The organism is Pseudomonas sp. ADAK21 (assembly GCF_012935735.1).
In the GTDB taxonomy this organism is placed as follows: Bacteria; Pseudomonadota; Gammaproteobacteria; order Pseudomonadales; family Pseudomonadaceae; genus Aquipseudomonas; species Aquipseudomonas proteolytica.
The window spans coordinates 3,065,471-3,078,866 of the sequence record NZ_CP052857.1 but is presented as its reverse complement, the minus strand read 5'-3'; the positions used below and the strand labels follow the sequence as shown (position 1 = coordinate 3,078,866).

The window sequence follows — 13,396 nt, the reverse complement described above, 5'->3', positions numbered from 1 at the left end:
CCTGTAGCGCTTCTGTAAGACAATTTTTCTGCTAGTGTCGGCCTCATCAAAGTGGCTCGATGCTGCCGGACAGGAATCTCAAATAATGGATGTGCGATCTCCCTTGGCCAGTCTTGGCCTGTGTGTGGCATTGCTGGCGGCCAGCGGCTGCTCCCCCAACGACGAGCACAAGCAAGCCAGTCTCGAAGAAAAAACCGCTCAGTTCGAGCAATCCCTGGACGCCATCCAGGACCCACGCCTCAAGGAGGCCGTAGCCGAACTGGGCGGCTCGCTGCTGCTGCTGGAGCGTGCGCGCATCAAGCTAGACAGCAAACCCGTCGAGACCGAGTACGGGGAAAACACCCTGGCCGCGCTTGCGCACTACCCGACGCCACAAGCACTGGTGGATACCTACATCAACGGGCTATTCGTCCTGCGCAAAAACTCGCACTCGGACTACCTGACCGATCTGCAACCGGTGTTCCCGTTCAGCGTCAATATGCCGGACCAATTCCCCTTTCCCCATGGCCTGGAATGGCAATCGGTGACCTTGAGCAACAACAAGGTCATCCCATTCCAGCCGGAATGGTCGGAAACCGACCCCGGCATTCAACTGAGCCCCAGCAGCTCCAACCTGACCAACCCGGACGACCTGACCGTCACCTATCCGTTCATCGAAGGCATCGAGACGGACAACAAGAGCCAGCCCCAACCCGTCACACTCAAGGGCCAGGTCGAGGTCATCGCACCGCGTAAAGTCCTGACCTTCGACCTGACTCGCAAAGACGTGGGCCAGAAACGCAGCGAAGAAAACCTCACCGTTACCCTGCTGGCCCTGGAAAACAACTACGCCGAGATCGAACTGACCAACACCGCGCCCCTGGCGCCGCAAGTGGCGGATGAGTCGCCCAACCCGCTGCTGGTCCAGGCCCGCGACACTACAGGGCAGTTTCTTTCCCGCTCCGGCTCAATCAACGAGAGCGCCGCCCAGGTGGCGTTCTACGAGCAGCAACTGGCGCAGATGCGCAAGCAGAAAACCTGGTCCGACGCCTTTGAGAAACAGCTGGGAGACGAGCAGAAAGCCTTTGAGCAAAAACAGGCCAGCCACTACGCCAAGGTCTACTTCAATGGCCAGATCGATAACCTGCAGGTCAGCGTACTGGACTTTTCCCAAGCAACCGTCACCCGCAAGGACCTTGAGCTGCCGATCCGGCGCTTCGACAAAAACAGCCTGGAAAAAACCGTGCAGGCCCTGCCCATGCCGGTCACGGTGTATGACGACCAGGCCGCAGACTGGCTGCAAAGCGCCAGCCTCACCGAAGACCAGTTGAAAAGCAGCATCACCATCAGCCAGTCAGTGGAGGACGCCAGCGCCGCCCACATCGCCTTTGACCATCCTTTCACGTTCAATGACGACCTGATCGGCTCAACACGCACCAGCAGCGATGCACCGCTGACGTTCTTTACGGCAAACGATGAAGGCAAGCGCGGCGAGCCCATCGAGTTGCCCACCGAGGCCTTTGAGGTCGACCCATGGCGCGGAACGATCACCTACGATCTGAATTTATTCCCGGAAAACCCAGGGTTTGCCGTGGGATCGATCCCACTGTTCCTCGCCACCATCGAAAAAAGCACCGTCAGCACGGCACAATTGCCCAAGGGCCTGTCGCTCCAGGACAACGCGCTGATTGTCGACCAGGCGCTTTTTCCTTCAGACAGTTGGCGGTTCTTTGCCAAGGACGCCAGCGGCAACTACTTGAAGGAAATCCTCGGCGTCAGCCATCGCGCCCAGGAATACGGCACTGCACTGTTTGATGTGCATTACTTTTATGGCCGGCCGACCGAGCTTGAAACCTACCAACGCACGGCGTTGAACACGGTGCAGTACGGCTTTGAGGTCAAACTGGACAAACCCGAGACCAAATAACCTGTAGGAGCCGGCAAGCCGGCTCCTACAGGGGTTGCGGGTTACAGGTGCAGGGCGTGGGGCCGGCCGCCGTTGAGCTGGCGCAGATGGGCTTGCAGGTGAATGCACCATATCTGCGGGTCGTCGGCCAGTTCGTAGCCGTGCAGGGTCAGGCTTTGCACGATGGATTCAAGAATGTTTTCCGCGACGAACGGCCCGTGGAACGGCCCTTGGGACTTGATGGTCGAGGGCTGCTCACCGGTCATTCCGGCGGCAAACAGCAACGTCCACATCCCTGCGTCCCCCGCAAGAGGACGAATGGAACATTCAATTCGGGTAACCAGGCCCAGGCACTGGCGGGTGAGGCAAAGGCTGCGCGGCATGGCGGCGACCCTCGGTAGATCCGGTGTTCAGCCTCCAAGTGCAAGGCTGTCTCTATCCCATGACTCCTGTAGATATCCCTTGAGCTGAGAATAGAAGAAAACCGGTACAAACCAAGGTTGTAGGGACCAACGGTGGTTGGCCCCATACAATTGAGCCAAAAATATGGCACCCCCTGTAGGAGACGGCTTGCCGGCGATAGCGCCAAAGCTGCTGGCCTATCAATACCTGACAGACCGCCATCGCCGGCAAGCCGGCTCCTACAACGGATACATCAGGTTGGCTTGGCCTCAGCCAACGCCTGCTGCGCCAGTTCCTTTTCCGCCTCTTTGAGGTCTTCCTCGCTGATCATCTCGGCAATCGCCCGCAGACGCTCAACCACGCGGGCGTTGACGCTACCCTCGGGGAATTGCCCTTCTGCATCCGGCTCACCCGCAGGTTCGCCCACCAACAGGCTCAACGCCTCGTCGGCCTGGCGCACGGCATACACATGGAACTGCCCTGCCCGCACGGCCTGCAAGACCTTCTCATCGAGCATCAACGTCGCGACGTTGGCCTGGGGAATGATCGCGCCCTGCTCGCCCGTCAAGCCACGAGCCTCGCACAGACGGAAGAAGCCTTCGATCTTCTCGTTGACCCCGCCCACCGCCTGCACTTCGCCGAACTGGTTGATCGAGCCGGTGATGGCAAAGCACTGCTTGAGCGGCGTCTTCGACAGCGCCGAAATCAATGTGCAGGCCTCGCCCAACGAGGCACTGTCGCCGTCGACGTAACCGTAGGATTGCTCCAGGGCAATGCTCGCGGAGATCGCCAGGGGGAATTCCTGGGCATAACGGCTGCCCAGGTAACCGGTGAGGATCATCACGCCCTTGGAGTGGATCGGTTGCCCAAGGTTGACCTCGCGCTCGATATCGACAATGCCGCTACCGCCCGGGTACACCGTGGCGGAAATCCGCGCCGGCACACCAAACGCCGAATCACCGACCTCGAGCACAGTCAGCCCGTTGCATTTACCCACCGCGGCGCCAGCCGTGTCGATGAGGATGACACCGGCGAGCATGTCGTCGAGAATCCGCGCAGAGACCCGCCCGGTACGCGTGGCCTTGGCTTTCAGGGCACGTTCGATATGCCCGGCGTCAGTGCGTTCGTCGCCTGCCAAGTGGCGGATGAAGTCCGCCTCGCTGACCAGTTGGAACAGGTCGCCAATCCGGGCCGACAGGCGTGCCTGGTGCTCCGCCAGGCGAGCGCTGTAGGTCGCCAGCCGCGCCACGGCATCCGAGGTCAGCGGTGCCATGCCTTCTTCCGAGGTACGGGTTTTCAGCAATTGGGCAAATTGCTCCAGGCTCTCATCGACCATCGGGATATCTTCATCGAAATCCACCAGTACCCGGAACATCTCCTGGAAGTCCGGATCCAGGTCTTGCAACGTGTAGTACAGCGAACGGGCGCCGATGATGATGACCTTCACCTGCAATGGAATCACTTGCGGGTTGAGGGTCACGGTGGCCAGGCGGCCCAACTCGCCCAGTGGCGATTCCATCTTCAGCTTGCGTGATTGCAGGGCCCGCTTGAGCGCGTCCCAGACAAACGGCTCGCTGAGCATTTTCTCGGCTTCCAGGATCAGGAAGCCGCCGTTGGCGCGGTGCAGCGCCCCCGGGCGCAATTGCCGATAGGTGGTGTAGAGCGCGCCCTGGTCGGTGCTGTACTCGATCCGGCCGAACAGGTTGTCGTAGGTCGGGTGCGGCTCGAACACCACGGGTGCGCCGCCATTGAGCGCATGGCCCACTACCAGGCTCGGGCAGTACTGCTCTTCGAGCAGCTTGCGCGCCTGGGCGTCGGTTTTCGCGTCATCCACCAACAACTCGACCACGGTCTTGAGCAGATAGACCTGCATCGCCTGCAGGTAGCCGCAGACGCCGGCGTTCTCGGCGTACTTCTCCGACAACGGCGCCAGCAATGGCTGCAAGGCCAGGGTGATGGTCTCTTCGTTGAACTGGCGCATCTGGTTGTTGGACTCGCGCTTCCACTGCGGCAGGCTGGCGAGTTCTTCGTTGAGGCGTTCTTCGAGCTCGGAAATATCCGTGTGGAAGCGCTCACGATCGGCTTCCGGCAGTTGCGAGAACTCGGCCTCGTCCAGGGCCTTGCCATCGAGCATCGGGGTAAAGGCGATGTTGGTGCTGTCACGGTACAGCGCCACGTCCTTTTCCAGGGCCAGACGCTCGATCACGTCCAACGCACGGTCGTAGCGCTGGTTGAAGGCGCGGTCGATGGCGCTTTTGCGCTGCTGATACGTCGGGTGCTCGAACACCGCCGGGAACGTGGCGACCAGGTTGTCGATCAGGCCACTGATATCGGCAATGAACGGGGCCGCGCCGCCTGCAGGCAATTCCAGGGCGCGGGGCTCGCGGGGCTCGTCGAAATTATTGACATAGACCCAGTCTGCCGGGGTCTGCAGGCGCTTGCCTTCGGCCTTGAGGTAGCGTTTGACGAACGAAAAGCGCCCGGTACCGGGCTCACCCATGACAAACACGTTGTAACCGGGGCGTGGCATCGCCACACCGAACTGCAACGCTTCAACCGCGCGTTCCTGGCCAAGCACACCGCGAAAGGGCTCCAAGTCATTGGTGGTCGAGAAGCTGAACTGTTCAGCGGAGAAAGGACGAGTCAGCGCTTCGGGCGCTAGACGCAAGCTGGCAGCAACAGGATCAGGCATCGGGCTTCCTTACATCAGGCGGGGCAATGGCGGCATTCTGGCGCCGTGCGTAGCTGGCTGGCAAGGCACGACTGAGGTAAAGCATAGACACGGGATGCGGCTTGCAAAAAAACCGGTCTGCATTGATTGTTTTACAAAAACCCACGGAACCCTTGGAACATGCCTAAACTCCAAACTGCGCGGGTTGGACTAATAACTGGCCCCTAGGGCGCCATGAGGCGCCTGAACCCTTGTCCATTGGTTTGCACACTAAGAGAACAAAGCTATGAAACGGATCCTTCTCGGTACTCTCTTCACCGTTGTCTCCCTCAATGCAATGGCCGAAGCGCCAGGTGGCCCGAACTGCGGTTGGGGCAACATGCTGTTCGAAGGCCAGCGCGGCACGCCGGCCCACTTCCTGGCCTCCACCACCAACGGCACCTCCGGTAACGCCACGTTCGGCATGACCTCGGGCACCAACGGTTGCAGCACCAACAGCGCGCTGACTTACGGCGGCAAATCGTGGATTGCCATGAATGGCATGATGAACGAGCTGTCCGAAGACATGGCCAAAGGCAATGGCGAAGCGCTGACCACCTATGCCGTGGTCCTGGGCGTTGCTCCAGAGGATCGTGATCACTTCGCAGCAGTGACTCACGAACACTTCCAGCAGATCTTCAGCAAGGCTGACGTAACCGCAGAAGACGTGCACTCCAACACCATCGCTGTTCTCAAAGGCGATGCCCGCCTGGCGAAATACGCCACCCAGGCTTAAGCTCGACCTGCCCGCGCCCTTATCCGGCGCGGGTTTTGTTTTTTGGACCTGCCCGCTTTGGGTCTTTATTTATTCCGACTTAAGTTGCCCCTATGCTCAAACGCCTTGCCTACCTGGCACTCTTCGCCTGCGCCCCGCTATCTGCGGCACCGCATCTTGATGATCAACGTTTGCAGCAACTGGCCAATGATCCGTTCTGGCTTTCGCTGGGGCACTACGAAGCCGGCAAGATCAGCGGTTGGCGCAGCTATGTCAGCGACCAGAAATTTTTCATCGCCAAAGACGGTGCCCATCACCCGGACGCCGAGCTCAAGGCCACTGTAGAGGCGTTGTACGCCCCGGCCAGCCTTGGCGAAAAACACACCCAATGCGTGTACCCGGCCCGCACCCGCTGGCTCAAAGACCAGTTGCAGCTGAGCGACCTGCCGGCCGTGGACTGCGCCGAGTTCAAGCAATGGTTCAAGGACGTCGCGCCCCACAGCGCGGTGATGATCTTCCCGGCGGCCTATCTCAACAGCCCGTCCTCGATGTTCGGCCATACCTTGCTGCGCATCGACCAGGCCGACGTACAAAGCAACAAGACTGCCCTGCTCAGCTACGCGATCAATTTCGGCGCCTACATTGAAGGCTCGGACAACAGCATCCTCTACGCCTGGAAAGGCCTGATGGGCGGTTACCCAGGGCTGTTTGCCCTGGTGCCCTACCAGGAAAAACTCTCGGAATACCGTAGCCTGGAGAACCGCGACCTGTGGGAATACCGCCTGAACCTGACCCAGGTCGAAACCGAGCGCATGGTCGAGCACGTGTGGGAGCTCAAGCAGATCCAGTTCGACTACTTCTTCTTCGATGAAAACTGCTCGTACCGCCTGCTGGAGCTGCTGCAAGTGGCGCGCCCCGGCCTGCGCCTGACCGAACAGTTCCCGCTGACTGCCATTCCTACCGACACCGTAAAAGCGGTGAAGGACGCCGGCCTGGTGGAAAAAATCGATTACCGCCCGTCCCGTGAACGGGAATTACTGGAGCGCGCCAAGCCCCTGGACAGCGACGAGCAACAATGGGTGCTGAAGATCAGCGATGACCAGAAACAACTGCAAGACCCAACGTTCAAAAGCCTGGGCAAAGACCGCCAGGCCCTGATCATCGACGCTGCCTACCGCCTTGGCCGCTACCGTGCCAACGGCCTGGAGCGCGACAGCGAGCGCTCCCAGCGCAGTTTCGAGTTGCTGCGGGCAATCAACCAGAACCCGGCGCCCGACCTCCAGATCGATCGCCCTGGCCTGCCGGAAAACGGCCATGAGTCGCGCACCTGGCAAGCAGGCATCGGTACCCGTGGCGACAAGGCCTTCGGCGAATACGGCCTGCGCATGGCTTACCACGACCTCAACGACAACGCCGAAGGCTTCCCCCTGGGCGCGCAGATTGAAATCCTGCAGATGAAACTGCGCCAGTACGAAGGTAACAACTGGCAACTGCAGCAACTGGACCTGGCGACCATCCGCTCCCTGACCCCACGCAATGAGCTGCTGCAGCCGTTGTCCTGGCAAGTCACCGGCGGCCTTGAGCGAGTACCGGGCAAACATGACGACGAAACCCTGGTCAGCCACGTCAATGGCGGCGCCGGCGGCACCTGGCAACTGCACGACGACATGCTCGGTTTTGCCCTCGGCACCGTGCGCGTGGAACATAACAACGACTTCAGCGAATTCATCTCCCCGGCGGCCGGCTTCAACACTGGTGTCTTGTGGAAAAACCCGCTGGGCAACCTCAGCCTGGAGGCCAAGGGCGACTTCTTCACCAATGGCGAAGTACGCCGTAGTATCAGCCTGAATCAGCAGTGGGAAGTGTCACGTAACCTCGGCGTACGCCTGAGCGCACAACGCGAGTTCAGCCACATGGCCACGCCGGTGAACGAAGTGATGCTGGAAGTGAAGTGGTATCACTATTGACCCGGCGCAAAACCCACTGAAATTCCAGTGTGGGAGCGGGCTTGCCCGCGATGGAGGAGTATCAGTCGCCGGATAGATTGACTGAAGCACCGCTTTCGCGAGCAAGCCCGCTCCCACATTTTTAGTCCGTGTTTACCCCATACCTACAGGAGCTCTAACGACATGGCCGTCACCTGCACCACCCTTGAACAAGTCCGGGAAAACATCGACCGCCTGGACCGCCAGATCGTCGCCCTGCTGGCCGAACGCGGTAGTTTCGTCTCCCAGGCTGCGCGCTTTAAAAAAGACAGCGACGGCGTCAAGGCTCCCCAGCGTGTCGAACAAGTCATCAACAAGGTTCGCGAGCTATCGCACACCCTTGGCGCCAACCCCGACGTCACTGAACAGGTGTACCGGGCGATGATCAGCGCATTCATCCAGCAGGAATTGGCCGAACACGCCGCTCTCACCCAACCTACGACATAACCCCCTGTGGCAAGCGGGCTTGCCAACAAAAATATGCCGTCCAAACAGATAGCTCACCCAGCTTTCACATCTCCCCGACGAATCCCCTTCTAGACTTCCCTTATCAGCCGCTCAACGGCCGGGGAGTATGAGATGTGGCGGTTCGCTGTGATGCTGGGCGTGGTGATGGCGCTTTCAGGGTGCCAGACCACCCACGAGGAGTTGCTGGCCAGGGGTTATCCACCGGCCTTCGCCGACGGTTTTGAGGATGGCTGCGGCAGTGGGCGCCAGGCGGCCGGGGTAATCACTGGGGTGTTTCGCAAGGACGTCCCACGCTATGTGAAGGACCGCACCTACGCCGAAGGCTGGGAAGATGGCTTTCGCCAGTGCAAGGCCATGCGCGAGAGCGAGGACCAGCAGGACTACCGGGAGCGCCACTGGGACGAGCGCGAGCGCGCCTGGCAGCAAGAGAAGGACCGCGACGCCGCACGGGCCTATCGCAGCCAATAACACCTCTGTAGGCGCTGGCTTGCCAGCGATGGCAAGCCGGTTCCTACAGTGGATCAGCGTTATGGCTTAGACGATGCCCTGGGCCAGCATTGCATCGGCCACTTTCACAAAGCCCGCGATGTTCGCGCCCTTCACGTAGTTGACCCGGCCATTTTCCTCACCGTAGTGCACACAGGCGTGGTGGATCGATTGCATGATGTTGTGCAGTTTGCTGTCCACTTCACCGGCGGTCCACAGCAGGCGCATGGCGTTTTGCGACATTTCCAGGCCACTCACCGCCACGCCGCCGGCATTGGAGGCTTTGCCCGGTGCGAACAGGATGCCGGCGTCGATAAAGATATCCACAGCCTCGAGGGTGATCGGCATATTGGCGCCTTCGGCCACGCAGATGCAGCCGTTGCGCAACAGGTGGTGGGCGGCTTCGGCGTCCAGTTCGTTCTGCGTCGCGCATGGCAGGGCGATATCGCAAGCCAGTTCCCACGGGGTCTTGCCGGCGCGGAATTCCAGGCCGAAGCGCGAGGCCAATTCGCTGATACGCTCGCGCTGTACGTTTTTCAGCTCCAGCAGCGCCGACCATTGCTCCTCGGTCAAACCACTTTCGCAATACAGGGTGCCTTCGGAATCGGACAGGGAAATTACTTTGCCGCCCAAGTCCATGACTTTGCGCGCCGCGTACTGCGCGACGTTGCCCGAGCCAGAAACCGCCACGCGCTTGCCTTCGACACGCTGGCCCTGGCGCTTGAGCATTTCTTCAGCAAAGTACACACAGCCAAAACCGGTGGCCTCGGGGCGGATCAGGCTGCCGCCGTAGCTCATGCCCTTACCGGTAAACACCGAGGTGAATTGGTTGCTCAGGCGCTTGTACTGGCCGAACAGAAAGCCGATTTCCCGGGCGCCCACGCCAATGTCACCAGCGGGTACGTCAACGTCCGCGCCGATATGGCGATACAACTCGCTCATGAACGACTGGCAGAAACGCATGACCTCGGCGTCGCTCTTGCCCTTGGGATCAAAGTCCGAGCCGCCCTTGCCGCCGCCCATGGGCAGCGAGGTCAGGGAGTTCTTGAAGGTCTGCTCGAAGGCGAGGAATTTCAGCACTCCGAGGTTGACCGACGGATGGAAGCGCAGGCCGCCTTTATAGGGACCAATGGCGCTGTTCATCTGGATACGGAAACCGCGATTGACCTGGACCTTGCCCTGGTCATCGACCCACGATACCCGGAAGGTAATGGCCCGCTCCGGCTCGCAGATGCGCTCGAGGATGCCCGAAGTCAGGTAGTGGGGATTGGCTTCAAGAAAAGGCCACAGGCTGCGTAGGACTTCTTCCACGGCTTGGTGGAATTCCGGCTGGTCCGGGTCGCGTTTTTTGAGGCGGGCAAGGAAGGATTCGACGGATTCGATCATGAAAAGTCTCGGCAGATTTATTGTCGTTAATGGCGAATTGCCCAGGACTTTATCAATTCATGTCGCACCGCGACAGGGCAAAATGTCGCTTTTGTGAATTTAAATGGTGCAATAGATATAAATAACTGACTCTTAACGCCCCAAAAAGGGTATTTCAGCTTCAGGCATGCACCAACAGTTAAACCGCTTTCGCGAGCAAGCCCGCTCCCACATTTGATCGAGTTTCAACCTTGGAATGCGGTCGAATGTGGGAGCGGGCTTGCTCGCGAATGCATTCAACGCGGTATTCCCGAAACACAGGCAAAAAAAACGGAGCCCGAAGGCTCCGCTTTTCAAACCACCGACCCGATTCAGGCCAGTTTCTTGTGCCGTACACGATGCGGCTGGGCAGCCGCTTCGCCCAGGCGCTTCTTGCGATCGGCTTCGTACTCGGTGTAGTTGCCTTCGAAGAACACAGCTTGCGAGTCATCTTCGTACGCGAGGATGTGTGTCGCCACGCGGTCAAGGAACCACCGATCGTGAGAGATCACAATCGCGGCGCCCGGGAAGTCCAGCAGGGCTTCTTCCAGGGAACGCAGGGTTTCAACGTCGAGGTCGTTGGACGGTTCGTCGAGCAGCAGGACGTTGCCGCCCTCTTTCAGGGTCAGGGCCAGGTGCAAGCGACCACGCTCACCACCGGACAGGTCCTTGACGAACTTCTGCTGGTCGCCACCCTTGAAGTTGAAGCGGCCGACATAGGTGCGCGACGGGATTTCATAGTTGCCGATGCGGATCTGGTCGGAACCGTCGGAAATCTGCTGGAACACGGTCTTGCTGCCGTCGAGGTCTTCGCGGCTCTGGTCGACACAGGCCAGTTGCACGGTTTCGCCGACTTCGATGGTGCCCGAATCCGGTTGCTCCTTGCCCATCAGCATGCGGAACAGCGTGGATTTACCCGCACCGTTACCACCGATCACGCCAACGATGGCGCCTTTAGGCATGGAGAACGACAGGTTGTCGATCAGCACGCGGTCGCCATAGCCTTTGCAGACGTTCTTGAACTCGATGACCTTGTCACCCAGGCGCGGACCGGCCGGGATGTAGATTTCGTTGGTCTCGCTGCGCTTCTGGAATTCCTGGGACTGCATTTCCTCGAAGCGTTGCAGACGGGCCTTGGATTTCGACTGACGGGCCTTGGCGCCTTTGCGCACCCATTCCAGCTCGTCTTTCATGGCCTTTTCATGGGCCGACTGCTGCTTGGATTCAGCGGCCAGACGGTCGGACTTGGCTTCCAGCCAACCGGAGTAGTTGCCCTCGTAAGGGATACCCGCGCCACGGTCGAGTTCCAGGATCCAGCCGGCGACGTTGTCCAGGAAGTACCGGTCGTGCGTGATCGCAACCACGGTGCCCGGGAAGTCATGGAGGAAGTGTTCCAGCCAGGCCACGGAGTCGGCGTCCAAGTGGTTGGTCGGTTCGTCGAGCAGCAGCATGTCGGGGGCCGAGAGCAGCAGGCGGCACAAGGCCACGCGGCGCTTTTCACCACCGGACAGGTGCTCGACCTTGGCGTCCCACGCCGGCAGGCGCAGCGCATCGGCGGCGACTTCCAGCTGGCGCTCCAGGTTGTGACCGTCACCGGCCTGCAGGATGGCTTCGAGCTTGGCCTGTTCGGCGGCCAGTTTGTCGAAGTCGGCATCCGGCTCGGCGTAGGCGGCATAGACCTCGTCCAGGCGGGCCTGGGCGTCCTTGATGACGCTGACGGCTTCCTCGACCACTTCACGCACAGTCTTGGACGGATCCAGGATCGGCTCTTGCGGCAGGTAGCCGATGTTCAGTTCGGGCATCGGGCGGGCTTCGCCTTCGAACTCGGTGTCGACGCCAGCCATGATTTTCAGGAGCGTGGACTTACCCGAACCGTTGAGGCCGAGCACACCGATCTTGGCGCCCGGAAAAAAGGACAACGAAATGTTTTTCAGGATTTCCCGCTTCGGTGGAACAACTTTGCCCAACCGATGCATGGTGAAAACGTATTGAGCCAAAATATGGACCTCGTAAAAAGATGAGAACAGGGCCTGCGTAGCGGCATGGCGCTGTACGTAGCACATCGAATGATCAAGGTTAACCTAAGTCAGCGGCGGCGGGCAGGTTGACAGGTGCTTTTCAGCCGCGCTTTTTCCTGCTGTAGGCCAGATAGAACACAAACCCCAGCGCCAACCCCCAAAATGAAGAAGACACATGGAAGAAGTCGGGGAAATACACGGTGATCATCAAGGTGGCGACAGCCGGGTAATAAAGATCACTTTTGAGCGCGTCCCTCAGGGCGTCCGCCAGCGTGCTGAACAATGCCAGTGCTGCCAGCGCCAGCACAACCGCCGAGGGAATGACCGATAACAGGCTCACCAACCCGGCGGCAAAGAACGCCATGACCCAGTAACTGATGCCCGCCGCACAACTGGCGATATACCGCTGCGACTTGTCTTCGCAGGCCAAGGGCCCGGCACACATGGCCGCCGTCAGCGCTGCCAGGTTGAGATTGTGGCAGCCGAACAGGGAGGCACAACTGGTGGCGAATCCGGTGACGAACAGCATCCCGGGGAAATGGCTGGTGTAGCCGTTATTACGCAAAATCAGATAGCCGGGAATATTCTGTGAAAACAACGTGACCACAAACAGTGGGATGGACAGGTTGATAAACGAAGACAAGGTGAAGACCGGTACTACCCACTCAAACGTCAAGGCTGAAGCCTCCACCACCGGTGCCAGCGGTGGCTGGAGCAGGAAATAGGCAAATAGCGCGCAAAGCGTCACCGGCAAGGCGAATAACGGTTTGAAGATAAACAGCACCAACCAAAGGGCGGCCACCACTCCCATGATCAAGGGGTAGCGCTCAAAGGCCGGTACAAACGAGGTGGACAGTGAGAGCAAAACCCCCGCCAGCATCGCCGATGACAGGCTGGCGGGTATTTTTTCAATATAGCGGGCAATGTTCGGTACTACGGCCAGCGCTAGCATCAGCACCCCGGACATGAAAAAGGCACCGACTGCTTCACCAAACCCAACCAGGGGCTGGTTATACCCAAGCAGGATCGCCGACCCCGGTGTCGACCACGCAAACGCGTACGGCTTTCGGGTTAACAAGGAGTAGGCGATCCCCAGCCCTCCCTGAAACAGACACAGTACCGCCAGGGCGCTGACCGCCTGGCTGGGTGAAGCCCCCACGTTGTAAAAACCCTGCAGCACAATAAAAAAAGTACTGATAAACCCTATCAGCGCTGCACTCGCACCTGTGCTGATCAGGCTCCACCAAGCCACGGGTAGACCACTGCGCGCACTCCATCGCTTGCTTGAAACACTCATCACCGCCACCTCGCTTGTCGACTTTT

The 13,396-nt window shown here is 59.7% G+C and carries 10 protein-coding genes; 5 read left to right on the top strand and 5 right to left on the bottom strand.

The window, feature by feature from the left end; genetic code table 11:
* Positions 1-85 precede the first annotated feature (85 nt).
* On the top strand, positions 86-1,906 hold the full coding sequence (locus HKK57_RS13940) for a hypothetical protein (protein ID WP_169390302.1): 1,821 nt from the start codon (positions 86-88) through the stop codon (positions 1,904-1,906).
* Positions 1,907-1,947: 41 nt separating this feature from the next.
* On the opposite strand, the gene HKK57_RS13935 is transcribed toward HKK57_RS13940, so the two are convergent.
* Positions 1,948-2,268: a PA4575 family protein gene (locus HKK57_RS13935; protein WP_029292076.1), complete on the bottom strand. Its 321-nt coding sequence runs from the start codon at positions 2,266-2,268 to the stop codon at positions 1,948-1,950.
* Between the two features lie 272 nt (positions 2,269-2,540).
* A complete protein-coding gene (locus HKK57_RS13930) occupies positions 2,541-4,979 on the bottom strand; it encodes a Lon protease family protein (protein ID WP_029292078.1) in 2,439 nt (812 codons plus the stop codon).
* Between the two features lie 265 nt (positions 4,980-5,244).
* Between HKK57_RS13930 and HKK57_RS13925 the strand changes: the two genes are divergently transcribed.
* The 4 genes from HKK57_RS13925 (at position 5,245) to HKK57_RS13910 (ending at position 8,633) form a co-directional block, all read left to right on the top strand.
* A complete protein-coding gene (locus HKK57_RS13925; RefSeq protein ID WP_029292080.1) occupies positions 5,245-5,733 on the top strand; it encodes a DUF3015 domain-containing protein in 489 nt (162 codons plus the stop codon).
* 92 nt (positions 5,734-5,825) lie between these two features.
* The gene (locus HKK57_RS13920) at positions 5,826-7,679 is read left to right on the top strand and encodes an Lnb N-terminal periplasmic domain-containing protein (RefSeq protein ID WP_070994149.1); all 1,854 of its coding nucleotides are present in this window, start codon (positions 5,826-5,828) and stop codon (positions 7,677-7,679) included.
* Between the two features lie 162 nt (positions 7,680-7,841).
* Positions 7,842-8,144, top strand: a complete 303-nt coding sequence (locus tag HKK57_RS13915) for a chorismate mutase (protein WP_092230514.1) — start codon at positions 7,842-7,844, stop codon at positions 8,142-8,144.
* Positions 8,145-8,276: 132 nt separating this feature from the next.
* Entirely contained in the window at positions 8,277-8,633 is a 357-nt protein-coding gene (locus tag HKK57_RS13910) for a hypothetical protein (RefSeq protein WP_092230517.1), read from the top strand.
* Between the two features lie 66 nt (positions 8,634-8,699).
* Here the strand turns inward: HKK57_RS13910 and gdhA are convergent, their stop codons facing one another.
* The 3 genes from gdhA to HKK57_RS13895 all read right to left on the bottom strand — a co-directional run bounded on the left by gdhA (position 8,700) and on the right by HKK57_RS13895 (position 13,370).
* On the bottom strand, positions 8,700-10,037 hold the full coding sequence (gene gdhA, locus HKK57_RS13905) for an NADP-specific glutamate dehydrogenase (protein ID WP_169390301.1): 1,338 nt from the start codon (positions 10,035-10,037) through the stop codon (positions 8,700-8,702).
* A 350-nt stretch (positions 10,038-10,387) separates the two neighbouring features.
* Positions 10,388-12,052 (bottom strand): energy-dependent translational throttle protein EttA, encoded by a 1,665-nt coding sequence (ettA, locus tag HKK57_RS13900; RefSeq protein WP_029292090.1) that lies wholly within the window; start codon positions 12,050-12,052, stop codon positions 10,388-10,390.
* A 121-nt stretch (positions 12,053-12,173) separates the two neighbouring features.
* Positions 12,174-13,370, bottom strand: a complete 1,197-nt coding sequence (locus HKK57_RS13895; RefSeq protein ID WP_070994152.1) for a benzoate/H(+) symporter BenE family transporter — start codon at positions 13,368-13,370, stop codon at positions 12,174-12,176.
* Between the last annotated feature and the right edge of the window lie 26 nt (positions 13,371-13,396).

Bases quoted from the DNA above. Each gene is read 5' to 3' on its own strand.
- HKK57_RS13940 (WP_169390302.1), top strand. From the start codon at position 86: ATGGATGTGCGATCTCCCTTGGCCAGTCTTGGCCTGTGTGTGGCATTG.
- HKK57_RS13935 (WP_029292076.1), bottom strand. From the start codon at position 2,268: ATGCCGCGCAGCCTTTGCCTCACCCGCCAGTGCCTGGGCCTGGTTACC.
- HKK57_RS13930 (WP_029292078.1), bottom strand. From the start codon at position 4,979: ATGCCTGATCCTGTTGCTGCCAGCTTGCGTCTAGCGCCCGAAGCGCTG.
- HKK57_RS13925 (WP_029292080.1), top strand. From the start codon at position 5,245: ATGAAACGGATCCTTCTCGGTACTCTCTTCACCGTTGTCTCCCTCAAT.
- HKK57_RS13920 (WP_070994149.1), top strand. From the start codon at position 5,826: ATGCTCAAACGCCTTGCCTACCTGGCACTCTTCGCCTGCGCCCCGCTA.
- HKK57_RS13915 (WP_092230514.1), top strand. From the start codon at position 7,842: ATGGCCGTCACCTGCACCACCCTTGAACAAGTCCGGGAAAACATCGAC.
- HKK57_RS13910 (WP_092230517.1), top strand. From the start codon at position 8,277: ATGTGGCGGTTCGCTGTGATGCTGGGCGTGGTGATGGCGCTTTCAGGG.
- gdhA (WP_169390301.1), bottom strand. From the start codon at position 10,037: ATGATCGAATCCGTCGAATCCTTCCTTGCCCGCCTCAAAAAACGCGAC.
- HKK57_RS13895 (WP_070994152.1), bottom strand. From the start codon at position 13,370: ATGAGTGTTTCAAGCAAGCGATGGAGTGCGCGCAGTGGTCTACCCGTG.